A 25324-nucleotide genomic window follows, 5' to 3' on the forward strand; every position below is an offset into this window, starting at 1 on the left:
CATCAGGCTCTGAAGGAGCGCACAAAGTCCTTCAGTCTATCCCTGTCATGGGACTTGTCAGTTAAGAAGTCGTGCCGGGGCTTGGCCGCAGGTTCGGAGCTTTATCATCCAGACGCCAGACATCATGCAAGTGACATGTGAATCAAGAATCCGGGGCCAGCAGTGCCCGGGTGTAACTGATATCCGAATGAATGTACCCTGCCTGCATGGGCGGAAAAGTCATCAAGCAAGTTCCCCACCCCATGCCACTATGGTTCCGGCTGGCCTATCTTGGCCTGGCCGTGGCGCTGGTACCGGTGTACGCCATCCACTATCCCTGGGTGAACTTCTTCTGGTTTTCCAACCTGGCCCTGCTGGGTGGGCTGGTGGCCGCCTGGACATCGAGTTCCCGTCTGGCTTCGGCCCTGCTGGTGTGTGTGGGGTTGCTGGAGCTTGGGTGGATCGTGGATTTTCTCGGTGGCCTTGTGCTCATGGGGCAGGCCCCGTTCGGGATGGTGGACTACATGTTCGATCCCGAGATCCCGCTACTGGTCCGTGCGCTGTCGCTTTACCACCTGGTGCTGCCCTTCGCCCTGTGGTGGATGGTCTGGCGTCTGGGGTACGACGCGCGGGCGTGGCGGTGGCTCGTGCCTGCGGGGTGGGGCGTTGTGTTGATCACGCGTCTGACGGTGGATGAGGGGCAAAACGTCAATTGGGTATTGAGCATGCCCTGGCTGGAGCCCGGTCGCATACACGAGGGACTCTGGCTCCTCTTGCTCATGCTGGGCCTGGGGATCGCCTGGTGGGTCACCCATCGGCTGGTGCTCTGGTTCATGCAACGTCATGAGTGACCTCTCCAGGCGCGCCGCCTGCCGCCACAACGCCGCGCGGCCCATGACGCCGGAAAGCGCGCTCATCCTGGGCAGTACATGTCACGACAACCTGTTCCTGAACATGGGTCACGGAACGTTGGGCTGGACCATGTCCCTGGGCTCGTCACGGTTCGTGGCTGATCTGGTCTTCGGCCATTCAACGGGTATCGATTCCGACGGCCTGGGCCTGGGCCGCTATGCCTGAGCAGGATTCAGCAACCGTTCCACATCTTCGGCCGGCACCGGCCGGCTATACAGATAGCCCTGCCCTTGCACGCAGCCATGATCCAGCAGGAAGTCCCGCTGCAAGGTGTTCTCGATGCCTTCGGCGATGACCTTCAAGCCCAGGGTCTCGCCCAGGCCGATGATGGCCCGGATGATGGCGGCATCCTCGGGGTGGTTGGCGGGGTCATCCTTCATCTCGGAGACGAAGGATTGATCGATCTTGATGGCATGCACCGGCAGGCGCTTGAGGTAGTTGAGCGATGAATAGGCGGTGCCGAAATCATCGATGGAGATGCGCACACCCTGGGTGTTGAGTTCGGTCAGGGTGCGTATGGTCTGTTCAATGGAACTCATCGCGGCGCTTTCGGTGATCTCGATTTCCAGATCGCTCGCCTCCAGGCCGGTATCGGCCAGCACCCCGAGAATGCGATCAACCACGTCGGGTTCACGCAGTTCCCGTGCCGACAGGTTCACCGCCACAGTCACGGTCGGCACACCCCGGGCCTTCCAGGCGCGAATCTGCTCGCAGGCCTGGCGCAGCACCTCCGGCCCCAGCGAGAGAATGAAGCCGGTCTCCTCCGCCAGGGGAATGAAGCGACCCGGCGAGATCATGCCCCATTGGGGGTGATGCCAGCGCACCAGGGCTTCCAGGCTGAGCACCCGCCCGCTGGCCAGGTCCACCCGGGGCTGATAAACGAGATGGAATTCGCCTCTCTCCAGCGCCTGGCGCATGGACTGATCCAGTTCCATGCGTTCCTGCAGCGCCGCATCCATCTCCGGGGTGTAGAAGTGGTAGCAGCGTCGACCCTCTGCCTTGGCGCGATACATGGCGGCATCGGCATGACGTATCAAGTCCTCCGGACGGTCGCTGTCGCCGGGATGGATGGAAATACCGATACTTACCGTCACGGACACCTGTTGGCTCGAGAGGGGGATTGGTTGGTTCAGGACCTTCTGGATCTTCTCGAGTACGGGGATGGCGTCCTCCGCATGAGAAAGCTTGGGCAGCAGCAGGATGAACGAGTCGCCGCCGAAGCGGGCCACCGTGTCCCCCTGGCGCAGCAGGCTGCGCAGGCGATGCGCCACCTGGATCAGCAACTGGTCGCCCAGGTCGTGCCCCAGTGAGTCGTTGATGACCTTGAAATCATCCAGGTCGATGAACATCACGGCCAGGGCATGTTGATCGCGGTGGGCCTGTGCCACTGCCTGACCGATTCTATCCAGTATGAGGCTGCGATTGGGCAGGCCTGTCAACGGGTCGTGGAAGGCGAGGTATTCCAGGCGCTCGTTCAGGGCCCGCTTGTCGGAGATGTCCTCCGCCAGTTTGATGTAGTGAGTGACTTCACCCCGTGCATTGCGGATCGGTGAGATCCTTGCCTGCTCCCAGTACGGCTCGCCGGACCGCTTGCGGTTGTGGAACTCGCCCTCCCAGGTTTTGCCGCTTTGGATGGTTGTCCACAGCTGGTGGGATTTTTCGCTGTTTGTCTCGCCGTAGCGCAACATCCCCGGGCGCTTCCCCAGCACCTCATCTCGGGAGAAGCCGGTGTTGTCGCAGAAACGCTGGTTGACGTACTCGATCACGCCGTCGGTGTTGGTGAGTATCATGACACTGGGACTTTGCTCCACCGCGTAGGCCAGTCGCTCGCTTTGCTCTTCGGCCAGCTTGCGCTCGGTGACATCCACGCTGGAACCCAGGATCTTGCTCAGGCATCCGTCCGGGCCGTAAACGGGGGAGGCTTGATAAAGGATCCATCGCCAGCCACCAGTCCGATGGCGCATGCGCACCTCGATACGAAAGCGCCCCTTTGGCCGGCGTGTGTATTGCTCGAATAGCCGGATGTCCTCATCCCGCTCGTCGGGGTGGATCAACGACCGCCAGGCCTCCATATCATTATGCAGTTGGTGATCCAGGTACCCCAGTTGCCCCTTGAGTTCACGCGACAGGATCACGCTCCCGTCGGGCCGCCACTCGAACAAGCCCACGTTGCCCCCTTGCACGGCCTCCCACAGCCACTCCTGATCCCGGAGCCGTGCGGCCATGTCCATGTCCATGCAATAGAGGCGTAAGCCATCCTCGGCATGGGGCACCACCACATGGCAGGAGAGGACCTTCACGGGGTAGCCTTCGCGATGACGCAGGATCAGCATCTCCGAGGGCGGCAGGTGAACGCCATCTCGCACCTTCTGCATGCGCTGGTGAAAGATCTCCAGATCCTCCGGAGGGATGATGAGATCCGCCAGATTGGCACCCAGAGCCTCGCGGGCGGGGTAGCCATACAGATGCTCGCTGGCAGGGTTCCAGTAAACCACGGTTCCATCCAGCCGATACCCCTGGATCGAGATGTCCGGCACGGCGTCCAGGAGCTGTGTCAGGGCCGCTTCATCGTGCCGCCGCGATTCCTCCGTCAAGCCCTGGCGAGCGGATTCATCAGAGGCCTCGCGCGGGGGGGTATTGTCCTCTTCCATGCGAATATTCCAATCGCAGTTGATGTATCGCAAGGGTAACATGGCGCCCTTGTCCAGAATTCCGACACTCTATCAATACTTCTGTGGCTATTCTATTTTCACCGCGGCTTTGACGGCTGATCTTCGAATGCGAGTGGGATGTTTACAAAGCATGACTTTGTGGTGGCGCCTTTGTAGCCTTCAAAGGCAAGATAGGCGCCTCCGAAGTCAAGGGATCCAGAACGCGACATGGCGCACCTGTTACGCATCGTGATGATTCACGGCCATCTTGAGGGGGTGGTCGAGCTGAATGTGGACGGCCACACCAATATCTGCGGCACCAATGCCTCGGGCAAGACCACCCTGCAGCGGCTGGTGCCGGTGTTTTATGGCGAGTTGCCCAACAAGGTGGTGCCGAGGACGCGGCAGAAGTTCGACCAATTCTATCTGCCGCACCGCAACAGCTACCTGGTGTATGAATACCGCCGCGAGGCGGGCGACGTGTGTCAGGCGGTCCTCACCCGCAAGAGTGACGGCGGTGTGGAATATCGCTTCGTCAGTGCCCCCTATCGCCCCGAGGACTACCTGGTCACGGGCGAGGACGGTGTGACCGCGCTGGACTATGCCCAGTGGGCCAACGGCCTGCGCCGCCAGGGCGTTGATGTGTCTCAGAAAATCGGTGCCAGCTCCGAATATCGCGCGGTGATCCAGAACGACTTCACCCAGCAATACGGCAACAGCCGCGAGGCATTGCGCCTGCGTCAGATGGCAGCCCGTTTCAGCCTGGTGCGCCCGGCACATCGCATCCGTCATATGGAAAAGCTGGTCTCTGCGGTGCATGCCAAGGAGGGCAAGATGGACACCCTCAAGACCATGCTGGCCGCCATCTTCGAGGAGGATGGCGTCGAGTTGCCGGTCACCCGCATCCGCAACACCAAGGCGCGGGAGTGGATCGCCCGCATGCGCCAGTCCATGCGCCTTGCGCCGCTGCAGCGTGCTCTGGAAGACCTGCAGCGCCTCGATCGCGAGATGGCCGAGCTGGAGACTTCGCTGTGTCAGCTCCACCCTCGGCTCAAGGCCGACCATCACCATGCCCAGCGGGCCTGGGCCGATCTCGAGGCCCGGCTCAATGAGCTGCGGCGCGACTTCCGGGCCCGCGAGCAGGCACATGAGGAGGCGCGCGGCACCCTCGACGACCGGATCAGCGCGCTGGACAGCGAGCTGAAGCGGACTCGCCTTGAGCTCGATGATCTGCAGCGCCGGTTCGAGGCCTTCAAGGAGGCCGATATGCCCGGTCTCGAGCGCGACCTCCAGAGTCTGCCCCAGTGGCGCGAGGAGTTGCAGCAACTGCGCGATCACCTGGAACTGATGCAGCAGGCGGCCCAGGAGAGCAAGGCGCGCCTGAATGCCCGGCTGGTGGAGCTGGGTGACCTGCTCGAACGCCGCCGCGAGGAAACCCAGGCGCGCATTGATGCCCTCGACAAGGAGAAGGACGCCTGCCGTGAGGCCCGGAATGAACAGGAAGAGCGCCTGGAAGCCGACCACCAGCGTCGCCGAAAGGCACTGGACGATGATTACCGCAGCCGCCTGGATGAGGGCGCCAACCGTCTTGCCGAACTCAAGGCCCGGCTGGCCCATGACGGCCAGACAACCGAGGAAGCCCACGAGGCCCGTCAGGTCCAGGCCCGGGTCGATCAGGCTCAGGGCGAACAAAGCGCAGCTGCTGCCGCATTGGAGGCGGTGCGTGGCGAACTCGACGAGCGCAAGCGAGAACGCGACACTGCGGAGCGGGATCTGGAGCTTGCCCGTCAGCAGCGCTCCCGGGCCGAGGCCCGTCTTGATGGGTTGTTGATCCAGCGTGACCCCGCCCAGGGCAGCCTGCGGCACTTCCTGCGTCATCACCGTCCGGGCTGGGAACAGAGCCTGGGCAAGGTGATCGCTCCGGAACTGCTCCAGCGTCGTGACCTGGCCCCGCAGTTCAACGATGGTGCCAGTGACGATCTTTATGGGTTGGTGGTGGATCTTGCTGCCATCGCCCTGCCTGATCATGCCCAGGACGAGGCCACGCTGCTGGCCGGGATCGAGGCCGCCCAGCAGGCGCTGGATCAGGCCCGAAAGGCCGAAGAAGCCGCGGAGAAGGCGCTCAAGGCCCGCCATGACAAGGTACAGGAGGCCGCCGCCCGGCTGGATCGTGCCCGTTCGACCCAGCGCCGCGCCGCCGAAGAGGTAGACTATGCCCTGCAAGCCCGCAGCCAGTGTTGGGAGCGTCATGAGGCAGCTCGCCAGGCACGCCAGGCCGCCTGCCGCGAGGAGCTCAATGAGCAGGAGGCCCAGCAGCAGGCGCTGAATCAAGAGCGGGAACAGGCCCTGGAGGCGCTGGCCGATACCCACCGCGCCCAGCGACAGGCCTTGAGTGACGAATTCACGGGGCGGCTGGCCGATTTCGATGAGCAGATTGCCCAGTATCGTGGCCAGTTGACCGGGTTCAGGCAGGAGAATCGCCGTCAGCGCGAGGAGCTTGAGGCTGCCTTCGAGCGCGAACTGGCCGAGCAGGGTGTGGATACCGTCAGCCTGAACCAGACCCGCTCACGCCTGGAGGCCCTGGAACAGCGCATTCGCCAGACCGAGCGGCGTCGTGAGGAGCTTGAAGCCTACACACGCTTCATGCGGGTGGATTGGGGTGAACGCAAGCCGCAGTTGGTGGCGCGCGAGTCTGAGCTGGGCGGTGAGCACCAGAGCGCCGTGCGCGAGCGTGAGCACCTCAAGCAGCAGTTCGACACCGCGCGCAGGGAGTATCGCGAGGCGGTCGCGGATCTGGAGAAGCAGCGCGGCGCGCAACAGCAGTTGATCGACACCCTCGCGCCACTGCTCACCCGGCTGGATGCACTGCCCCTGGAACAGGCCCCGGATTCCCGGAGTGAGGCCCCGGGGGATGTCAGCGAGCGCATTGAACGCGTCCGCCAGGCACTGACCGACCACGCCCGCACCCAGGATGAGCTGCGCCGGGGCTGCGAGAAGATGGAGTCCGACCTGATCAAGGGCGCCAGCACCGATTTCCACGAGACCCTGGAGGCGGAGCGCACCCGGCTTGAAGACACCAGCCCCCGTCGCCTGCTGAGTGTACTGGCCGGCATGCTCCAGTTGCTGGAGGGCCGGCAGGAGCAACTCCAGCAGGAAGGACGCAACCTGGGCGACGACCTGGACAAGTTCTTCACCGTGTTCCGCGATCTCAACCGGCGCATCAACGCCCAGAGCCGGCGTCTCTCGGACGAAGTGGCGGATGATCTCAAGCTGGAAGGTATTGGCCGTGCGGAGGTGAAGATTCAGTCCACCATCGATGAGCTGGGTTTCTGGGAGCCGCTCAAGCGCTTCACCCAGCACTACCGCGACTGGCGGGACTCCGGCCAGCCGCTGCCCGGGGATGACTACCTGGACGCCCTGGCCGATGTGGTGGAGTTGTTGCGCAGTGACCAGCAGTACAGCTTCGAGAGCCTGTTGCGCCTGGAACTGCACCTGAACGAGGGCGGTACGGATCTGGTGATCAAGAGCGACCGCCAGTTGCTGGAGTCCTCCAGTCACGGCATGGCCTACCTGATCCTGTGCAAGTTCCTGCTCGCCTTCACCCGGTTGCTGCGCGGTGAGGCCCAGGTGGCCATCCACTGGCCCATCGACGAGATCGGCACCCTGGCCTATCACAATGTGGAGAAGATCTTCGATGCCTGCGACAACAACCGCATCCATATCGTGGGCGCCTTCCCCAACCCGGAGTCGGATGTGCTGCTGCTGTTCCGCAACCGCTACCTGATCGACCGCGATGAGGCCGACCCGGCCAAGCGTCGTCTCAAGCGCATCGAACCCCGTCTGAGCCGCCTGGCCCAGCGTCTGCAGGCCCGCACGGAGGAGGTGAACCCATGATCGAACAGGGTCCGCTGCTGGAGCGCCTGCTGGCCGGCGACTTCATCTGTGCGGTGAGCGACGAGGCCGCCTTTCGCCACCTGCAGGACGAGACGATCCGTGAGCAGATCGATGACTATCTGCGCCCACTCAACCGTCGCCTGGCCACCAACACCGATGGGACCGTCTACTTCCTGTCCTGGCTGCGGCTCGACGAGGCCGCCCGCGAGCAGCTCTCGCGCCAGCTGGGCGACACGGTGGGCAGCCTGATGCCGATGCTGGAGTGGCTGCAGTTGGTGCAGGAGGCACTGGGCCGCGATGGCCTGGCGGCCCCCGGGGACGTACTCAAGCCCGCCGACTTCAGCTCCCGCTGCGAGGATCATCAGGGCCTGCGCGAGCGACTGGAGCGGCTGGCTTCCGACCCTTTCTTCGGCTCCCAGAGCGACCAACTGGACGCCCAACTCAAACAGGTCTTCAAGCGACTCAAGGAGCATGGTTACCTGCAGCAGCCCCACGCTGATCGCCAGTACTACGTGGTGACCGGCAAGATCGATTATCTGATCGACCTGGTGCGATTCATCCGTGATGAGGAGAATCTGCCCATTGAAGATCAGGCGCCCACGCAGCAGAGCCTGCTATGAGCGGCGGCGACCCCCACGCCCTGGAGAGCCGGTTGATCAGCGCCGGTGTGGAGCGCCTGGCGCTGTTGGGCAAGCATGCCGAGACGCTGATGGCCGGCTACGCCTGCGATGAGGTGCCGCTGGAAGGGCTGAGCACCACCGCGTTGAACCGCCTGCTGGCAGCGCGCATCCTTTGGCGGCCCGACGAACAAAGCGGCGTCAAGCTGGCCCCCAAGGTGCGTGAGTTGATCGCCGAGATGCTGGCCGACGAGACCCGCCGCCACGTGAATGCCGACGTGGCCGAGACGCTCGAGCTGGTGCGCACGCTGGTGCAGAGCTACCGGGAGGCCCGCGACGCCGGCGAGTACTGGCGCCAGGAGCAGCAGCTCCTGCGCCTGCGCCAGGAAGTGGATGATCTCAATGGTCGCTTCGCCGACGCCATTGACAGCCTGTGGCGGCGACTCAACAGCGACTTCGGTTTTGTCAGCCGCCTGGGCGACAAGATCCGCGAGAATGAGCGTGCTCAGAAACAGATCGTGCGCCTGCTGGACGGTCTGGAACTGATCGACTTCAATGAACTCATCGAACTGGTGGGCAGCGATGGCGCCCTGCGCAAGCTGCTGGTCAGCGGTTTGCAGCAGCAACTTACCCACCACTACACCAGCCTTCGGGAGGTGCAGCGACGGCTCATCGAATTGATGGCCCGCTTCCGTCAACAGCAGTCGCGCAGCCGTCTGGTGGCCGGCATGGTGGGCTTCCTGCGCGAGCACCCGAACTTCGTGCCCGGCAACTACGCCATGCGCAGCGAAGTGCCGGAGCTGATCAACCGGGCGGCGCCCATCATGCCCGCGGGCGCCGTGGCCCTGGACCACGATGCCGATGCCCGTCTGGCGGCCGAATTGCTGCACCGCCTGCCTCGGCCCGCATCACGCCCCCAGCCGGTCACTGCCGCCGGTGCCGCCGAGTTGCCCGAGGACACCCAGGTGGCCGCGCGCCAGCAGGCTCTCAAGGAAGATGTGGAGGGGTTCTATCTAGCGGTGGTGGACCACGACGGCGAGGGACTCAGTGCCCTGGAATATCTGCAGGGCAGCGATCTGGAATGGGATGAGGAGATCTGGCTCTTCCAGGTGATCGCCGAGTATCAGGGCCTGCCCCGAAGCGAGCAGCGTGCCTTCCGGCTGCGTCAGGTGGAAACCCAGGCCAGCCCCCTTAACCATCTTTACCTGATCCACGACGTCCAGTTGCAATTGGCGCTGCCGGCATGAATCTGTCACCGGGTGCTTACAGGCTGCTGCGTGAGGTGCGCAAGAAGCTGCTGCACGAGCCCGGCGTGGCCAAATCCCGCAGCGGCAAGGTCATGGCAGAGATCGAGGCCTGGTGCCATGAGCACGACATGGTGCTGGGCATGCGGTGTTCCACCCGTACCTTGCGCTTCGACCGCGAGTTGCTGGCGCAGATCGACGCCACCCTGGTTGCCTCGGGGCTGCCTCCCATCGACGCCAACCTCAGCGGTCTCACCACTGCCGAACAGGCCCGCCACGGCAACCGTGAGGAGAAGGGCGTGCGGGAGAATCCGCGCGACCACCGCGTGCTGGCCAGCTTGCCCGCTGGCGCGGTGCGGCCCGGCATCGCCGCGACGCCTCGCGATGTCCATGATCTGGACTGGCGGCAGATCCAGCTCTCCGCCTTCGACGTCCTGGTTCAGGTGGAAAACCTGGACAGCTTCTACGGCCTGGCGTCCCATCTTCCGGCGCTGGCTTCGTGGTCTTGCCCACTGCTGCTCTATCGAGGGGACAGCCACTATGGCGGAGGTTTCGGCAGGCTGTCCGATGCCTGGGCGAGCACAGCCAGGCCGCATGTCTACTTTGGCGACTTCGACGCCGCCGGTATTCGCAATGCCCTGAGCAGCGGCGCAACCGACCTGCTGCTGCCACCCATCGCATGGTTGGGCGAGCGCGCCACCTCCGAGCACCTGCCGGAAGGGCAGTACCAATACCAGGCGGCCCTGCATGACATCGAGGCCGGTCTGCCCGCGGGACACCCCCTCGGAGACTATCTGGCCATCCTGCTCGGGCAGCAACGCGGCCTGCGTCAGCAGTGGTTCAGTGGGCAGTTGGTGGTCGTGCCGCTGGGCGCGATTCGATCCGGCTAACCTGCTGGCTGTTTCAATCGGGCGCCCAATCTCTTGATTATCATATCCATATTCCACGATGATTGGGACCGGCCCGCCCTTATGCGGCTCCTCATGCCCCGCAACCCCGGTACACTGGATGATCAAGCTTCGAACCTACGTCTTCATGGACTCGCTGCAGCCGCAGCTTGCGGAATATCTGGCCACCGTTTCCCAGGGGTTTTTACCTGTGCCGGGGGATGCCTGCCTGTGGATCGAGGTGTCGCCGGGAATGGCCATACACCGGCTGACCGATATGGCCTTGAAGGCAACCCGGGTGCGTCTGGCGCAGCAAGTGGTGGAGCGGGCCTATGGCTCCATGGTCATTCACCAGCGGGATCAAAGCGACGTGCGCGAGGCCGGGCGCATGCTGCTCTCCCGGCTGGGCGCTCGCCAGGAGGACCGGGAGAGCTGTCGCGTGGCCTGGCAGGAAGTGATTCGCGGCATCACCCCGGATCACAGCGTGCTCATCAACCGCCAGAATCGTCGCGGCTCCATGATCCTGCCCGGTCAGAGCATGTTCATCCTGGAAACCCAGCCTGCAGGCTACGTGGTGTATGCCGCCAACCAGGCCGAGAAGGCGGCCCGCATCAACCTGATCGACGTGCGTGCCGTGGGCGCCTTTGGCAGGCTTACACTGTCGGGCAGTGAGGCGGATGTGGACGAGGCCGCACAGGCGGCCCTGGCGGCCATTGAGAACCCCGCCGGGATCTGAATTCAGCGACGCCACCAGCATAGGGGACTTGGTCATGCATCGTCGGGAATTGCTGGGACTCCTGTCCCGCCATCAAACGCGCTTCATCGAGGAGTCGGCCCATCTGGATCGCGCCCGTGCCTTTGTGGATGCCCACGAGGATTGCTTCCACTGTGATCTCTGGCCGGGGCATGTGACCGGCTCGGCCTGGGTGGTCAGCCCCGATCGGCGCCAGGTGCTGCTGATGCACCATCGCAAGCACGGCCAGTGGTTCCAGCCCGGCGGCCATGCCGATGGTGATGCCGATATCCTGCGGGTGGCCCTGCGCGAGACCTCCGAGGAGACGGGCGTTGACCCTTCCCATATTCGCCTGGTGAGCGGGGACATCTTTGACCTGGACATTCACGTGATCCCCGCCAGCCCCCGCGGCCCGCGGCATGAACACTTCGACGTGCGCTTCCTGGTGGAGATGGATGACGACATGCCCATCCCCGGCAATGACGAGTCTCACCAGGTCATCTGGGTGCCGCTGATGCATGTCTCCCGTTACAACAACAATCGTTCCACCTATCGCATGGTGGAAAAGACCCGGCGTCTGCGCACCCTGATGGATGCCTGTGCCTTACGGGGCTTGAGCAGGCTCAGAGCGGCAGGCGCAGGGCGGAGAGTCGCCACCAGAATAGATTCTGGCGGTGTAGCACCATGTCCACGGCTTCGCCGTTGTCTGCGGCGATTCTGATCACGAAACGGTCGAAGGCTTCATAGCGCAGGGAGACCTGCACGTCGTCCCGTGCCTCCAGTCCTACACCATCGGTGCCATCAGTCACGGGCATGTAGCCACGCAGGATGGCGGCCAGCGCTGTGGGGGAGATCACGGCATCCACCAGCGGCCTGAGCAGGGCATCGGCCACGGCCAGGCCCATGGCGCCAAACGGGCTATCCCGCATGGCCCGGTTGAGTTCACCGGACAGTGAATCGCTCAGGCTCTCGCGCACGTCCTCCCGCACGGCCGGGAAATCCACATAGCGCGACAGGCGCTCGGTATCCCGGGCCTCGGCGGCTTCCCGCATCTGATCCACGGCATGATAGGGGGAGTAGAACACGCCGATGGCCATGGCCAGCAGGCCCAGGACGATCAGGGGTTTGATGAGCATCTTCATGGTGATGAGGGTCCGAGAGGTTGCGGCGGTGATGATTGGCGCCCGGATTGCCGCAAGCGGGATGGGTCGCACCGCACGGTGTGATTCAGTGGTCGGTATTGTCCGGATTAGCGCGGGGCTGTCAAAGCCTGTGGCGCCCGTTCAGGGCGCAGTCAATAGATCGCGCCCCCGGATTCCACATAGGCCTGCAGTATCTGGGTGGCCTCGGGCCGCAACACGTCCCGTTGTACCTGGATGCCGCGCCTGGTGAGGGTATCTGCCCAATGGTCGGGCTTGGCCCCTTCGTCAAAGCCGATCTCGCGCACATCCTCATCCCGTGCACCGCAGATCACCCGGGACACCCCGGACCAGGGGATGGCGCCCAGGCACATGGCGCAGGGTTCGGCCGAGGTGACCAGAGTATGATGCAGATGCCCCCCATCGCTCAGGTCGTGATTGTCGAGGCGCTTTTGTGCCAGGGCCATGGCGACCATTTCCGCGTGTAGGATGGAGCAACGGCAGCTGGTCACCAGGTTCAGCCCCGGCGCCACCAGGTGCCCCGCCGCATCAAACACCGCCGCCCCGAAGGGTCCACCGCTGCCTTGCCGGACATTCTCGCGGGCCAGCGAGATCACGAAGCGCATCTGCTCCTCGTCCCCATGCAGTGGCGTCCAGTCACCACTCAATCTCTCCAATAGCCAATCCGGCAACCGTATCTTCAGCTCTGGCATGTCCATGGCGATCTCAAGACCTGTGCAGTGCATCGGAGCGGATATGATGCCTCATCCAGGCCATGGGGAACACTGGGCGCCTCTCCGAGGCCGATCCACCGGCACTGGGTTCATGTATCCGGGTTTTGCGTATTTTGATTGATGGCGGGACGGCGCGGTTTGATCAGGTTGTCCCACCAGGGACGCAAAGCCTTAACCCCAGGCCCGGTGCGTTCCCAACGCCCATCCGAGTGGCGAATCCAGTTGGGTTGGTCGGGAAGTTTTTTTGGGTCGAGGCGGTACCAGAACCAGCCTAGGTGACGACGCATCGCGTCACGGTCACCGTTATATTCCTCGTCGCAAATTGCTTGTTCCCTTCGTTGGACTTCTTGGAGAATGCCTTCGTTCGGAGGCTGAGTCATGAAGGCTACGATGTAGCGATAGATGGCTTCTGCTTCTGCAGAGTTGTGATGTCTCGACTGGAGCCCTTGGAGGAAAATTAAGCGGCCGATACTGTATGGGCCTGGAACTCGTCCTTGTCTCCCGTCTATCGGAGGCGGGATGAGTGTTATATTCGTGTTCGAGTAGGTATTCAATCTGGTTAGGTAGTTTTCATCGAAAATAAAAAATGAGGTGTCGCCCCACTTTATAGTGTCATGCTTGGAGCTGAATCTTTTAGGGATGTGGGTCATTTTTTTGACTCGGTCAAAGACGATGAATCGGTTGGCCCTCATTCGGGATGATAGCCAGAATATAGTTGCTCCTATAGGTAGAGCCACCAAGGATGCAAGTACCTTATTTGGGCTTGATTCGCTAATTGAAATAAGAAGTGCGGCAGCCGCTATCATGAAGAGCCCCACTCCAATAGTCGCGATGGTGGTTTCTATTGATGAATATCCATATATCAACATGTCCTTCTCCTCCCAGCTGCGTCCCGGCCAGTGTGTGACCTCTACACCGTTTCGGCGTTGAAGGTTTCCTACGAGTGCTGTTTCATCATGGTTTTCGGAAAATGCGGTGTTTCTTCTGCAGTTAAATAGCTCGTGTATTGGGGAAGACCCTTTAGCTCTTGTTATTGCCATTTCTGTTGATCTCGGTGTGGTGTGGTTGCGCCATATCTTTCGGCCTACAGCTTAGACATTCCTAATGCTCTTAGTCTGTATGCCTCCTGCGCTTTCATTAGGTCATTTCTTGCGTCGCGTCCAGGCCATGAGATTTTCCTGTCAATTTGTAAATCTTGATTTCCTGGGTTGGCGTTGAAAATGACAGTGCATGTGAATCCGCGTAATAAATGTTTTGAGTCTACCTCGATATATCCTTGCACTTTAGTTAGCTTGCCGTTGTTTGTTTTTTCTTGTATAAGAATGTTTTGTGTGTTGCATTTTAGGCCGGTCTTTTTGAATTCAATATCTATCTCCAGTGTCGAGTGTGCGGGTGATAATAAGCCCGGCTCGATACGTATTCCAATAATCGCACTATGGGCTGGATTAGGTGGCGCTTTAGGGCTTTGATTCCGGCTGTTGAGCTGCGGATTCCTTTCGTGAAAGGGGGTGTCAATGCGGTATGTGGTAATCTGAATGTCTGGTTCGGAAATGATTCTCAGGATTTTTTTGCTTTCTTCTCGTAACTCTTGGATATGAGTATCGTGTTGATTTTTTATGTTTTTTGCTACGCCGTAATGACTCAGGCTTGTGGCTTTTTCTAGAGGGGAGAGTCGAGACGAAGACGTGAGTGTCCAGCCGGCTGTGCTGAGTATCAAATTGCCTAGCAAGATCACTTTTGGCATTGTTAAGCTGAAAATCCCAAGGAGTCCGCTGGTGAGGATGAGCATCCCGCCAAACGACCGCTCCAGGCTATTGTCGGTAATGCCAGAGTAGATGTATGCCCCGCCCAAGTAAATGTCTGCGCCTGACGCGATTCGTGACGCAAGTCGTGTCAGGGATCTTAGGTATTCTTGTTTTGTTCTCGATGCTTGAGCGGCTCCAGTTTCGCGGTGGGCAAGTATATTCTTCTGTACCCCGAGGCTTCTGTGTGTGAGAATGGGTCTATTATTAGTATTCTTGTTATCTCTCGTTCGGTGGCTGATGTTGGTGTATTTTTGGTCCGTCCAAAATTCAAGCTCACTGAAGAGGAAGGCAGCTAAATTGGACCCTGCGGATATTGCTGTGGCGATATTTTCGTTTTGAAATAGATCTTCACTCTTTTGAAGTGCAATTGATAGGTTTAAGATCATTAGCGTTCCAAGAACAGATCCCATGGCAACACGATATGTGTGATCTTCTCGGATCAGTAGACTCAGATCGCCAAGTGTTTTTGCGCTAGGTGGCATCAGTGTTGGCACAAGCACCTTTTTAGTATTTTCGTACGCTTGTGCTGTTGCAGGCGGGTGGTATCGATATGTGTCCGAGGATGCTTCCCAGAATGTTGAGCTAAGGTAAGCGGATAGCGGAATATGGGTGATCTCAAGTTCAACGTCGGCAACTCGTTGCGAGAGTCGGGCGACCCCTTGTAAGGTTTTCGTTGTGTACTCGGATTCTCCAGCAGTGGCCGCCTCCGCCAACGCATCAATCAATCTGTTCAGCGCATCCGAAGCAAACGTGACCAGTTCCAGTCGATCCATTTCCAGCAGTGGCCTCATGCGGGGTTCGGTGGTGTCCAGCCATTGGGTGCCGGTGGACCAGTCGATGAGGGTCTGGCGGGTTTCAGGGTCGTCGTTACCCAGGATGGGGAGGGTGTTGGTTTCCGGGTCGAGAAAACACCGTAGGTAAGGCAGGGAGGTTTCGCTGTCCAGGTCGCGGATGCAGTGAATCCACTGGAGCAGGCCGAAGACCCGGTCGTCCGGGCATGGGCTCTCGGTGTAGTCCTCCAGGGCATGGGCGTAGCGGGGAGATTGCAGCAGCGACAGCAGATCCCGGTTCAGGGACTGGAAACGACTGGCCGCTTCTTTCACCTTCTGATCCCAGGCATTGAGCGTGCGGTTCATGCGGGGTACGTCCACCTGGCGCTGCAGGTCGGGTTGCACCTCTATAAGGCGCTGGATCAGGGTGCCCAGGGCGCGTTCACCGTCTATGGCCGATTGTTCCGCCTCGGCCAGATCTTCCAGGCAGGCGTCCATGGACTGGCGCAGATCCCGGGCTTGCTGCAGTGGGTCGGGGAGGAGGGCAGTGATGAGGCCGTTCACGTCCCGCAGTTCCAGCGCCTCGGCGGGCTCGGGCTGCGAGGCCAGAAGAGGGCGGGGGCGGCCGCCGGGCTCACCGGCGCGACCGAGACGGCCCATGCGTACTGCTTCGCGCCCCAGGTTCAGCGGGATGCAACGGGTGTCCAGTGAGCCTGAGTATCGTATAAGGGTGACATCCTGCCCGCCGGAGGAGGGTCGGGGCGCCCTCCTGGGGTCATCCGGTGCCAGTCCCCCAAAACCCTCAATCCGCGCCCAGGTCCACTGGGGCTCACTCAGCGCCAGGTGGTAATCAAATGCCTTTCCATCGATACGATGCGGGAACAGCAGGCGTGCTCCCAGGGGGCATTGCGCCGGGCGGTCATCCTTGCCCTGCCAGATCTCAAGATTCACCTCCAGCCAGCTGCCTTCCGGGCCAGCCTCCAGTTCGCGCCATAGGTGACCGTTGCGAAAGACATAGGCCCGGCAGCCGGGTCGGATGACGTCATGCTCTATCCCTCGAAGATCCAACGGGCGGCGTAGAGCCACCGCGACCAGTTGATGTTCATGACGATGCGCCTCCAGGGTCGGGTCGTTGTCCGCATCCCGGGGTCGAACGCTCACATCCCGAGCCAGTGGCACGTGATACATGCCCTGGTGGGGATCGTGCAGCGGTAGCATCAGATCCACCGTCTGTGCCGGTAGACCGGTAAACAGCAGGGTGTGAGCATCGCGACGATTGTTCACGGGGCGCGGGTAGGCGCCGACCGCATCATCCGAGCCGTCCCGCGGGTGGGCTGTCACTTCCAGTCCGCGCCCCAGAGCCCTGTCCAGATCCACCTCAAGCCGCAGCCCATGGGTCTGCTGCAACGGGGGAGGCTCATTGAAGACGGCAGGATTCAGTTCCTGCGCCTGTCGGCAGCCCGGTTGCATGAGGGAGGCAGGCGGGGTGTTGCGGCAGTTGGAGACCATGGGGTCGAACTGCCGCACCGCCGGCACGCCCTCGAAGAACACGTTGCCTGAGCTGCCCACGAACTCCGCGTAACCCCGCCGGGTACGGGAGCGCACGCCGCCACAGTTGCCGGGCTCGTCACCCCGGCTGCGGGCGAATCGGGACTGGTGATGGCACACCGCATGACCGTTGACGAATACGCTGCCGGCGGTGCCTGTGGCATCCCGGCTTTCCGCCACATTGGTGTAAGGGATGGGCTTGCAGCGCTTGCCGATCCTGGTCAGGCACACATCGATGCTGGTGAGCAGGCCCTGGGAGCCGGCATGCACGGCGCTGCGGCCGTTGATGGCGATGTTGCCGCCGGCGCCGGACGTTGCCGGGGTAGCGCTGTCCTCCTGGGTGGCCAGCGGTTGGCGGTGGACGGAACCGATCTCCATGCCCAGTCGATGTTCGATGGCATGGGCCACCGTGTCCCGTTCGCGAGGGCTCAGGGAGCTGACCGGGCGCTCCGCCTCCAGACCCGTGTCCGGGCAGTGGGATGGGCGAGCAGGGTGCGAGGGTGGCAATTGCCAGTCGGGGTCAACGCGCCGGTACAGGCTGGCGATGCTGAGGTGGCGTGTTTCGGCTCGCCCTAGCCAGTCTCTCAGGGCGCGACGCCCGTGTTCCAGTGAAGGGAAGACCGGCACGCCCTGGGCAATGCCGATGGCTCCGTGATCCTGGGCCACCGGGCCCAGGCCAAGCAGGCCAGGATTATGGGTGCGCCAGGAGAGGCTGCCGCCCCGATGGATGGTGACCGTGTCGGAGTCGTCAAAGAAATGCACTTCCGTGTCGGACAGACCGCTGGCTGAACGATACATGGCATGGCTTCCCTGCGCATGGACATACCCGGAATCATCGCTCGGCCCCTTCCCGAGTTCAAGCCTGAAGGTCGGAACCACCCCACAAAAGGGGGATCAAATCCATACAGATATGTGTCGCTTTTGTTAGTCTGTGGGCCGGTCGGGCCCTGGCCGCCCTTTCTGCCCAAGGAGTTTTCGTGATGACTTCCCTTAAACGCTTTGCCACTGCAATCTGCGCGGCGGCTTTCATCGGTCTTGCCGGCTGTGCCACCGGCCCCACCCAGGAGCAGACCGGAGCCGTGGTGGGCGGGGCCCTGGGCGGTGTGCTGGGCAGCCAGATCGGCGGCGGCACCGGGCGCACGGCGGCCATCATTGCCGGCACGCTGGCCGGGGCGGCCATCGGCGGTTCCATTGGTCGCACCATGGATGAAGTGGATCGGGCCCGGCTGTCCAATACCCTGGAGCGCCAGCCGGACAACCGCTCCACGTCCTGGCAAAATCCCAATACCGGTCATAGCTTTCAGGCCACGCCCACCAATACATTCCAGAGTGGTGGCCGTGATTGCCGTGAATACACGGTCATCGGCAATATCGACGGCTCCCAGGAGCGCATCACCGGTACCGCCTGTCGGGACGCCCAGGGTCGCTGGATCAACCAGTAACACCTATTCCCATCGGCACAGCCCTTCCCTCTGAGGTCCCTGGATGTTTGCCAACCAGAATCGCGATCAGTTGCGCGCCATGTATTGCCAGGCTTGGCGCAAGCACCAGGCCGGGGAGCCCCTGGAGCCCCTGGAACGCCAGATTGCCCAACTGGTGCAGGAGCACCCCGAGTATCACGCCCAGGTCCAGGACGCGGAGGCCGCCAAGGCCGCCGAGTTCACGGTGGAGCAAGGTGTCACCAATCCGTTCCTGCACATGGGCATGCACCTGGCCATCCGGGATCAGGTGGCTATGGATCGTCCGACGGGCATCGCCAAGGCCTATCAGGGCTTGGTGCGTCGCCTGGGTGCCCATGAGGCAGAACACGCCATGATGGAATGTCTTGGCACGGCCCTCTGGGAGGCTCAGCGCTTTGGTCGTCCACCAGATGAGGCGGCCTATCTGGAGTGTGTGCGCAAGCTGTAGGCCCGGCCCCTTGTCCCCACCCCTTCCTGTGTCTGCCTGTGAGATCCCCCTCTGGGAGTGGCCCTCGGCCGCGAATGGCCTTTCGAAAAAGACTCCGATGTGTCCGGGCCTCGGGGGGAGCGGGTTCCTGTAAGCGGGCTTCAGCCGCAGGAAGCGGCTGCAGAGCCTACATGGATGTATTCACGGCGTCCCGCTGGAAGGAACCCGGTCCCCCCGAGGTCCACTCCGATCTCAGGCCGGGGCGGCGGCCGAAGACTCAGCCATTCGCGGCCGAGGGCCGCTCCCACCTCCCACTCCCCAGTCCCAGTCCCTCCCATCAGCCCGTTGCGAACCCGCAATAAGTGTCACCACATCCCGCCCCGAAACCGCCTTTTGTCCTTTAATTGCTTGACCCCACAGTTTGTGCAGGGTACTTTTTGTCATCAATTGTTCACTGCACAAAAAGTGAGTGATCCCATCGGGTACCGGATTGATCGTGACTTCCTCAACCTTACAAATCGCACTGGCAAGTGGTTTCATGGCGTCCCTGGGCGTGTTGCTGGCCGGTATTCTGGCCATCGCCAACCGTCGCCTGTACGTCTTTGAAGACCCGCGCATCGACGAGATTGAAGACATGCTGCCGCGCGCCAACTGCGGTGCATGTGGCGAGGCCGGCTGCCGTTCGTTTGCCGAGGCGCTGGTGCAGCGCCGTATCGATCCTGCTCGATGCACCCCGAATGCCGAGGAAATGAACCAGAAAATCGCCGATTTTCTGGGTGTGGAGATGGGCGATCAGGAGCGTAACATCGCCCGTCTGGCCTGCGCGGGCGGTTCCCACGTGGCGGCCACCCGCGCCCGCTACCAGGGCCTCAAGTCCTGCCGCGCCGCCGCCATCGTGGCTGGCGGCGGCAAGGGCTGCAGCTGGGGTTGCCTGGGTCTGGGCGACTGCGAGGCCGTGTGCGATTTCGACGCCATCCACCTGAACCGGCATGGCCTGCCCATCGTGGATGTCGACAAATGCACCGGTTGCAATGATTGCGTCGACATCTGCCCCAAGAATCTGTTCAGCCTTCAACCCGAAAGCCATCGCCTGTGGGTCAACTGCCTCAACCAGGACCCCCAGGACGAAGCCATGGCCCATTGTCAGGTGGTGTGCACCGCCTGTGGCCGCTGCGCCATCGATGCCCCCGAGGGGCTGATCCGCATGGAGCAGAACCTGGCCGTGATCGACTACACCAAAAACGCCCTGGCCTCCCCCGTGGCCATCCAGCGCTGCCCCACCGGTGCCATCGTATGGCTGGAAGGGGCCGAGCCCCGCAAGGGGTCGGGCGCCCGCAAGGTTACCCGCAAGGAGCCCCTGCCACGCATGGAGCCCCTGCCCCGCGTATAAGGCGGCGCAGAACGGAGCTCCGCCGGTCGATTCGAGACGACCGGCCCTTTGGCATTCCCCGCACGGAACGGCGAAGACACCGAATTACAAAACGTAACGGCCCCAGGCCGGCAGGAGAGCGACCATGATCTTCAAGCGCAAGCCATCGCAGGATTTCAAATACACGGGTACCCGGGCGGCCATGGATGGCAACACGGCGGTGATCCACTGTGAGCGGGAGTCCTCGGACGCCGCCGGTGCTTACCCTATCACCCCTTCCACCCAGATGGGGGAGATGTGGGCGGAAGAGGTCTCCAAGGGCCATGTGAACATCTCCGACCGTTCCCTGGTGTTCATCGAGCCGGAATCCGAGCACGCTGCTGCCGCCGTCACCGCCGGCCTGGCCATGACCGGCATGCGCGCCATCAATTTCTCCTCGGCCCAGGGCGTGGCGTTCATGCACGAATCCCTGTACGCCGCCGCCGGCAAGCGCCTGCCCTACATCCTCAATGTCGGCTGCCGCGCCATTACCAAGGCCGCACTGAACGTGCACGCCTCCCACGATGACTACCACTGCGTGGATGACACCGGCTTCTTCCAGGTCTTCGCCAAGAATGCCCAGGAAGCCGCGGACCTGAACATCATTTCCCATAAGGTGGCCGAGCTGGCCCTGAACCCCGGCATCGTGGGTCAGGACGGCTTCCTCACCACTCACCTGATCGAATCCATGAAGGTGCCGGAGCGGGAACTGATTGCCGAGTTCCTGGGCCGCCCCGACGACATGATCGACTGCCCCACGCCCGCGCAGCGCATGATCTACGGCGAAAAGCGTCGCCGCATTCCTGCCACCTGGGACGTGGACAACCCCATGGTTTCCGGTGCCCTGCAAAACCAGGATTCCTACATGCAGCAGGTGGCGGCTCAGCGCCCCTACTTCTACGATCACGTGGCCGAGCTGACCGATCAGTGCATGGAAGAGTTCTACCAGCTCACCGGCCGTCGCTATAACCGCGCTCAGGGCTATCGCACCGACGACGCCGACTACCTGATCGTGGGGCAGGGCAGCATGGTGGCCACCGCCGAGGCTGTGGCCGACTATCTGCGTGAAACCCGTGGCATCAAGCTCGGCGTGGTGAACATCACCATGTTCCGTCCCTTCCCCGGTGCGCTGCTGGCTGACCTGCTCAAGGGTCGCAAGGGCGTGGCCGTGCTGGAGCGGACCGATCAGCCCCTGGCGGAAGACCTGCCCCTGATGCGCGAGACCCGCTCCGCCGTGAGCAAGGCCATCGAAAATGGCGTGGCGGGCAAGGTGATGCCTTACGCCGAGTATCCGTCCTACCGCAGCAGCGACATCCCGCGTATGTACTCCGGTGCCTATGGCCTGGGGTCCCGCGACCTGCAGCCCGAGGGTCTGATCGCCGCCGTGGAAAACATGCTGCCCAACGGCAGCCAGCGCACCTTCTTCTACCTGTCGGTGGACTTCATCCGCGACAAGGCGGCCAGCCCGAAGCAGGAACTGCACCAGCAGGCCGTGGAAGAGGCCTATCCCAAGGTGCGCCAGCTGGCCCTGCGCGGCTCCGAAAACCCGAGCCTGATGCCCGACGAGGCCATTGCAGTGCGCCTGCACTCCGTGGGCGGCTGGGGGGCCATGACCACCGGCAAGAACCTGGCCATGACCCTGTTCGACCTGCTGGACTTCCACATCAAGGCCAACCCCAAGTACGGTTCCGAGAAGAAGGGGCAGCCCACCACCTATTATCTGGCTGCTGCGCCCGAACCCATCCGTGTGAGCAATGAGCTCAAGACCGTGGACGTGGTGCTCTCGCCGGACCCGAATGTGTTCGACCACTCCGATCCGCTGGCCGGCCTGGTCAAGGGCGGTGCGTTCATCATCCAGTCCAGCCTGGAGAGCCAGGAAGCCGTTTGGCAGAGCTTCCCGCCCGCCGCCCAGCGCTATGTGATCGAGAACGAGATCCGCGTCTTCTACGTGGATGCCTTCAAGATCGCCCGTGACGAGGCCTCCAACGCCGACCTGCAGTTCCGCATGCAGGGCATCGCCTTCCAGGGCGCCTTCTTCGCCGCCTCTCCGGTGATGAAGCGTCGTGGTCTGACCGAAGAAACCCTGTTCAAGGCCATTGAAGAGCAGCTGCAGGACAAGTTCGGCGGCAAGGGTGCCCGCGTGGTGCAGGACAACCTGCGCGTGGTACGTCGCGGCTTCGAAGAACTCACCGAAGTCACCGACAAGGTGGTCACCCAGGGCGCCATCGCCTCCGACCAGATTCGCGTGCCGGATATGCCGGTGATGCTCAAGCGCATGCCCCAGTCCTCCATGGCCAGTTCCGATATCCATCGTTTCTGGGAGCAGACCGGCAGCTTCTATGTGTCCGGTCAGGGCAACGACAACCTGGCAGACCCCTTCATCGCCCAGTCCATGATCCCGGCATCCACCGGCATCTACCGGGATATGACCCAGATCCGTTTCGATTACCCGGAATGGAAGCCCGAGAAGTGCACTGCCTGCGGCGACTGCTACACCGTGTGCCCGGACAGCGCCATCCCCGGCCTGACCAACACCATCGGTGAGGTGTTCGACACCGCCGTGCGTCGCATCGAGATCGGTGGCAAGCCCACCCGTCACCTGCGCCGCGCCGTGCGGGATCTGGAAAAGCGCCTGCGCAATGCCCTGACCCAGGCCGGCGACGGCGCCGATGTGCGCGCCGAACTGGACTTTGCCATCACCCATCTGCTGGCAGAAACCGAGTTGGCTGGTGATGACAAGGTCAAGCTGGAAGAAGAGCTGGGCTGGCTGAAGAATTCCATTGGTGACTTCCAGTTTGCCGTGACCAAGCCCTATTTCGGCGCCCTGGAAAAACGCGCCAAGGGCAGCGGCGGCCTGTTCTCCCTGACCCTCAACCCCTACACCTGCAAGGGCTGCATGGAATGTGTGGAAATCTGTGAGGAAGACGCCCTGGTGGTGACTCCCCAGACCCCGGAAAGCGTGGACACCATGCGTCGCAACTGGGACTTCTGGATGGATCTGCCCACCACCCGCCCGGACTTCATCCGCATTGAGGATCTGGACGAAGGGATCGGCGCTCTGGAGACCCTGTTGCTGGACAAGAAGGCCTACGGCTCCATGAACTGCGGCGATTCCGCCTGCCTGGGTTGCGGTGAAAAGACCACCGTGCACCTGTTCACCGCCACCGTCACGGCCCTGATGCAGCCGCGCGTGAAGGCGCAGGTCAAGAAGCTGGATGATCTCATCGAGCGTCTGGAACAGCATGTGCGCCTCAAGCTGGCCGAAGGCATGGATCTGTCCAACGTGCAGGCCGTGAATCAGGTGATCGGTGAGCATGCCGACAAGGATCTGACCCTGGCCCGCCTGTCCACCGCCCTGGATGCCGGCGGCGGTCACACCCTGGATCCGGACTGGCTGCAGTGGACCAGCGGCGTGCTGGCCAAGCTCAAGGACCTGCGCTGGCGCTATCTGGAAGGCCCCTCCGGTCGCGGTCGCACCGAGATGGGCGTGATCAACGCCACTGGCTGTACCTCCGTGTGGGGTTCCACCTTCCCCTACAGCCCCTATCCGTTCCCCTGGGCCAGCCACCTGTTCCAGGATACCCCGTCCATGGCCATGGGTATCTTCGAAGGCCACATGGCCAAGATGGCCGAGGGCTTCAAGGCGATTCGCCAGGCCGAGCTGGAACTGGCCGGCAAGTATGACCCGCTGGAGCACGAGCCCTTCTTCTCCCAGTTCAACTGGGAGCAGTTCAGCGATGAGGAATTCCACCTCTGCCCGCCGGTGGTGGGTATCGGTGGCGACGGTGCCATGTACGACATCGGCTTCCAGAACCTGTCCCGTGCCCTGATGTCCGGCATGCCCATCAAGGTGCTGGTGCTGGATACCCAGGTGTACTCCAACACCGGTGGCCAGGCTTGCACCTCCGGCTTCATCAGCCAGGTGTCCGACATGGCCCCCTATGGCAAGGCCTGGAAGGGTAAGGAGGAAACCCGTAAGGAGATCAGCCTGATCGGCATGGCCCATCGCACCAGCTATGTGATGCAGGGCGCCATCTCCAACGTGACCCACCTGCTGGAGAGTTTCATCGAGGGCCTGAACAGCCGTCGTCCGGCCATGTTCAACGTGTATGCCGTGTGCCCGCCGGAACATGGCGTGGGTGACGATGTGGCCTTCGCCCAGTCCAAGCTGGCGGTGGAGTCCCGCGCCTATCCGTTGTTCCGTTACAACCCGGATCGCGGCGTGACCTTCCGTGAGTGCTCCGATCTGGAAGGCAACCCGGCGATGGATGCCGACTGGCCCACCTACACCCTGAAGTATCAGGATGAGAACGGCGAAGAGGGCACCCTGGAATTGCCCATGACCTTTGCCGACTTCGCCCTGACCGAAGGCCGCTTCCGGAAGCACTTCCGCAAGGCCCCGCAGGACACGTGGAACGACGATATGCTGCCGCTGCACGAGTTCCTGGACATGAGCGAAGACGAGCGGGAAGGACGTTTCCCCTACATCTGGACCGTGGATGACAAGAATCGTCTGGGCCGGGTGCTGGTCTCCGAGGAACTGGTGCGTTCCGCTGAAGAGCGCCGCGACTTCTGGAAGCAGCTCAAGGGCCTGTTGGGTCTGGACCACGACGTGGTGGATGCCGACGCCGTGGCCGCGCAGACCCGCACCGACATGGCGCAGCGCCTGAGTGCCGCCCTGTTGTCCCTGGCCAGCGGTGAAGGCAATGGGCAGCTGGCCGCTGCGCTGGAAGGGTCCGCTGCGCCGGCCCCTGCCCAGGCACCGGCTCTGGCGCCCGCAGGGGCGGCTCCGGCCTCGACCCAGGCAGTGTCCCAGGGTGCGGCCAATCCGGCCAACGACGGCGGGAACGGTGCGACGGCCTGGGAATATGAGCCGGTGTGGGTGGAAACCAACGAGTGCACCGCTTGTGATGAGTGTCTGGAGATCGCCCCCGGGGTGTTCGCCTATGACGACAACAAGCAGGCTGTGGTGGTGAACCCCAAGGGGGGTTCCTATAAGGACATCGTCCGCGCCGCCGAGAAATGTGCCGCCCTGGCGGTGCATCCCGGTACCCCGGCCAATGCCCAGGAACCGGACGCTGAAAAGCTGATGAAGCGCGCCGCGAAGTTCAACTGA

Annotated in this window: 17 protein-coding genes; 12 read left to right on the plus strand and 5 right to left on the minus strand. The window is 62.4% G+C overall.

Features of this window, described 5'->3' with window-relative positions; genetic code table 11:
- Nucleotides 1-242 precede the first annotated feature (242 nt).
- Together ECTHA_RS0115900 and ECTHA_RS0115905 are read left to right on the plus strand one after the other, a co-directional pair.
- Nucleotides 243-830 (plus strand): hypothetical protein, encoded by a 588-nt coding sequence (locus ECTHA_RS0115900; protein ID WP_029762287.1) that lies wholly within the window; start codon nt 243-245, stop codon nt 828-830.
- On the plus strand, nt 823-1056 hold the full coding sequence (locus tag ECTHA_RS0115905) for a hypothetical protein (protein ID WP_026623881.1): 234 nt from the start codon (nt 823-825) through the stop codon (nt 1054-1056). Before ECTHA_RS0115900 ends, ECTHA_RS0115905 begins: the two co-directional genes overlap by 8 nt.
- Here the strand turns inward: ECTHA_RS0115905 and ECTHA_RS18720 are convergent.
- Nucleotides 1047-3584 carry a sensor domain-containing protein gene (locus ECTHA_RS18720; RefSeq protein ID WP_025280987.1) on the minus strand — a complete coding sequence of 846 codons (2538 nt, stop codon included), beginning with the start codon at nt 3582-3584 and terminating at the stop codon, nt 1047-1049. The genes ECTHA_RS0115905 and ECTHA_RS18720 overlap by 10 nt on opposite strands.
- Before the next feature lie 186 nt (nt 3585-3770).
- Here ECTHA_RS18720 and ECTHA_RS0115915 point away from each other — a divergent pair, with 186 nt between their 5' ends.
- The 6 genes from ECTHA_RS0115915 to ECTHA_RS18725 all read left to right on the plus strand — a co-directional run bounded on the left by ECTHA_RS0115915 (nt 3771) and on the right by ECTHA_RS18725 (nt 11638).
- Nucleotides 3771-7436: an ATP-binding protein gene (locus ECTHA_RS0115915; RefSeq protein ID WP_025280988.1), complete on the plus strand. Its 3666-nt coding sequence runs from the start codon at nt 3771-3773 to the stop codon at nt 7434-7436.
- A complete protein-coding gene (locus ECTHA_RS0115920) occupies nt 7433-8056 on the plus strand; it encodes a condensin complex protein MksE (protein WP_025280989.1) in 624 nt (207 codons plus the stop codon). The genes ECTHA_RS0115915 and ECTHA_RS0115920 overlap by 4 nt, the downstream gene beginning before the upstream one ends.
- Entirely contained in the window at nt 8053-9300 is a 1248-nt protein-coding gene (locus tag ECTHA_RS0115925) for a hypothetical protein (protein ID WP_025280990.1), read from the plus strand. The genes ECTHA_RS0115920 and ECTHA_RS0115925 overlap by 4 nt, the downstream gene beginning before the upstream one ends.
- Nucleotides 9297-10187 (plus strand): DUF7281 domain-containing protein, encoded by an 891-nt coding sequence (locus ECTHA_RS0115930; RefSeq protein ID WP_025280991.1) that lies wholly within the window; start codon nt 9297-9299, stop codon nt 10185-10187. Before ECTHA_RS0115925 ends, ECTHA_RS0115930 begins: the two co-directional genes overlap by 4 nt.
- A gap of 118 nt (nt 10188-10305) precedes the next feature.
- Complete coding sequence (locus ECTHA_RS0115935; RefSeq protein WP_025280992.1) at nt 10306-10920, plus strand: BMC domain-containing protein; 615 nt, start codon at nt 10306-10308, stop codon at nt 10918-10920.
- A gap of 34 nt (nt 10921-10954) precedes the next feature.
- A complete protein-coding gene (locus ECTHA_RS18725) occupies nt 10955-11638 on the plus strand; it encodes an NUDIX hydrolase (protein ID WP_025280993.1) in 684 nt (227 codons plus the stop codon).
- Here the strand turns inward: ECTHA_RS18725 and ECTHA_RS0115945 are convergent.
- The 4 genes from ECTHA_RS0115945 to ECTHA_RS19970 all read right to left on the minus strand — a co-directional run bounded on the left by ECTHA_RS0115945 (nt 11541) and on the right by ECTHA_RS19970 (nt 17711).
- A complete protein-coding gene (locus ECTHA_RS0115945; protein WP_128571857.1) occupies nt 11541-12059 on the minus strand; it encodes a DUF2939 domain-containing protein in 519 nt (172 codons plus the stop codon). The two genes, ECTHA_RS18725 and ECTHA_RS0115945, sit on opposite strands and share 98 nt — an antisense overlap.
- Before the next feature lie 152 nt (nt 12060-12211).
- Nucleotides 12212-12775 (minus strand): nucleoside deaminase, encoded by a 564-nt coding sequence (locus tag ECTHA_RS0115950; protein WP_025280995.1) that lies wholly within the window; start codon nt 12773-12775, stop codon nt 12212-12214.
- A gap of 104 nt (nt 12776-12879) precedes the next feature.
- Nucleotides 12880-13659 (minus strand): hypothetical protein, encoded by a 780-nt coding sequence (locus tag ECTHA_RS19965; RefSeq protein WP_128571858.1) that lies wholly within the window; start codon nt 13657-13659, stop codon nt 12880-12882.
- A 215-nt stretch (nt 13660-13874) separates the two neighbouring features.
- Nucleotides 13875-17711, minus strand: a complete 3837-nt coding sequence (locus ECTHA_RS19970; RefSeq protein WP_025281765.1) for a PAAR-like domain-containing protein — start codon at nt 17709-17711, stop codon at nt 13875-13877.
- Between the two features lie 182 nt (nt 17712-17893).
- On the opposite strand from ECTHA_RS19970, the gene ECTHA_RS0115960 reads away from it, so the two are divergent.
- From ECTHA_RS0115960 to ECTHA_RS0115975, 4 genes are all read left to right on the plus strand, one after another.
- Nucleotides 17894-18355: an RT0821/Lpp0805 family surface protein gene (locus tag ECTHA_RS0115960; RefSeq protein ID WP_025281764.1), complete on the plus strand. Its 462-nt coding sequence runs from the start codon at nt 17894-17896 to the stop codon at nt 18353-18355.
- A 43-nt stretch (nt 18356-18398) separates the two neighbouring features.
- On the plus strand, nt 18399-18821 hold the full coding sequence (locus ECTHA_RS0115965) for a DUF1841 family protein (protein ID WP_025281763.1): 423 nt from the start codon (nt 18399-18401) through the stop codon (nt 18819-18821).
- A 517-nt stretch (nt 18822-19338) separates the two neighbouring features.
- Nucleotides 19339-20190 carry an RnfABCDGE type electron transport complex subunit B gene (locus ECTHA_RS0115970; protein ID WP_029762465.1) on the plus strand — a complete coding sequence of 284 codons (852 nt, stop codon included), beginning with the start codon at nt 19339-19341 and terminating at the stop codon, nt 20188-20190.
- Nucleotides 20191-20314: 124 nt separating this feature from the next.
- Complete coding sequence (locus ECTHA_RS0115975; protein WP_029762464.1) at nt 20315-25324, plus strand: 2-oxoacid:acceptor oxidoreductase family protein; 5010 nt, start codon at nt 20315-20317, stop codon at nt 25322-25324.

The organism is Ectothiorhodospira haloalkaliphila ATCC 51935, assembly GCF_000633935.1.
Taxonomy (GTDB): domain Bacteria; phylum Pseudomonadota; class Gammaproteobacteria; order Ectothiorhodospirales; family Ectothiorhodospiraceae; genus Ectothiorhodospira; species Ectothiorhodospira haloalkaliphila.

What these genes read in the sequence shown, in the direction of transcription:
- ECTHA_RS0115970 (WP_029762465.1), top strand. Translation starts at nt 19,339, where the DNA reads ATGGCGTCCCTGGGCGTGTTGCTGGCCGGTATTCTGGCCATCGCCAAC.
- ECTHA_RS0115945 (WP_128571857.1), bottom strand. Translation starts at nt 12,059, where the DNA reads ATGAAGATGCTCATCAAACCCCTGATCGTCCTGGGCCTGCTGGCCATG.
- ECTHA_RS19970 (WP_025281765.1), bottom strand. Translation starts at nt 17,711, where the DNA reads ATGTATCGTTCAGCCAGCGGTCTGTCCGACACGGAAGTGCATTTCTTT.
- ECTHA_RS0115975 (WP_029762464.1), top strand. Translation starts at nt 20,315, where the DNA reads ATGATCTTCAAGCGCAAGCCATCGCAGGATTTCAAATACACGGGTACC.
- ECTHA_RS0115905 (WP_026623881.1), top strand. Translation starts at nt 823, where the DNA reads ATGAGTGACCTCTCCAGGCGCGCCGCCTGCCGCCACAACGCCGCGCGG.
- ECTHA_RS0115930 (WP_025280991.1), top strand. Translation starts at nt 9,297, where the DNA reads ATGAATCTGTCACCGGGTGCTTACAGGCTGCTGCGTGAGGTGCGCAAG.
- ECTHA_RS0115960 (WP_025281764.1), top strand. Translation starts at nt 17,894, where the DNA reads ATGACTTCCCTTAAACGCTTTGCCACTGCAATCTGCGCGGCGGCTTTC.
- ECTHA_RS0115935 (WP_025280992.1), top strand. Translation starts at nt 10,306, where the DNA reads ATGATCAAGCTTCGAACCTACGTCTTCATGGACTCGCTGCAGCCGCAG.
- ECTHA_RS0115915 (WP_025280988.1), top strand. Translation starts at nt 3,771, where the DNA reads ATGGCGCACCTGTTACGCATCGTGATGATTCACGGCCATCTTGAGGGG.
- ECTHA_RS0115920 (WP_025280989.1), top strand. Translation starts at nt 7,433, where the DNA reads ATGATCGAACAGGGTCCGCTGCTGGAGCGCCTGCTGGCCGGCGACTTC.
- ECTHA_RS19965 (WP_128571858.1), bottom strand. Translation starts at nt 13,659, where the DNA reads ATGTTGATATATGGATATTCATCAATAGAAACCACCATCGCGACTATT.
- ECTHA_RS0115950 (WP_025280995.1), bottom strand. Translation starts at nt 12,775, where the DNA reads ATGGACATGCCAGAGCTGAAGATACGGTTGCCGGATTGGCTATTGGAG.
- ECTHA_RS0115925 (WP_025280990.1), top strand. Translation starts at nt 8,053, where the DNA reads ATGAGCGGCGGCGACCCCCACGCCCTGGAGAGCCGGTTGATCAGCGCC.
- ECTHA_RS18725 (WP_025280993.1), top strand. Translation starts at nt 10,955, where the DNA reads ATGCATCGTCGGGAATTGCTGGGACTCCTGTCCCGCCATCAAACGCGC.
- ECTHA_RS0115965 (WP_025281763.1), top strand. Translation starts at nt 18,399, where the DNA reads ATGTTTGCCAACCAGAATCGCGATCAGTTGCGCGCCATGTATTGCCAG.
- ECTHA_RS18720 (WP_025280987.1), bottom strand. Translation starts at nt 3,584, where the DNA reads ATGTTACCCTTGCGATACATCAACTGCGATTGGAATATTCGCATGGAA.
- ECTHA_RS0115900 (WP_029762287.1), top strand. Translation starts at nt 243, where the DNA reads ATGCCACTATGGTTCCGGCTGGCCTATCTTGGCCTGGCCGTGGCGCTG.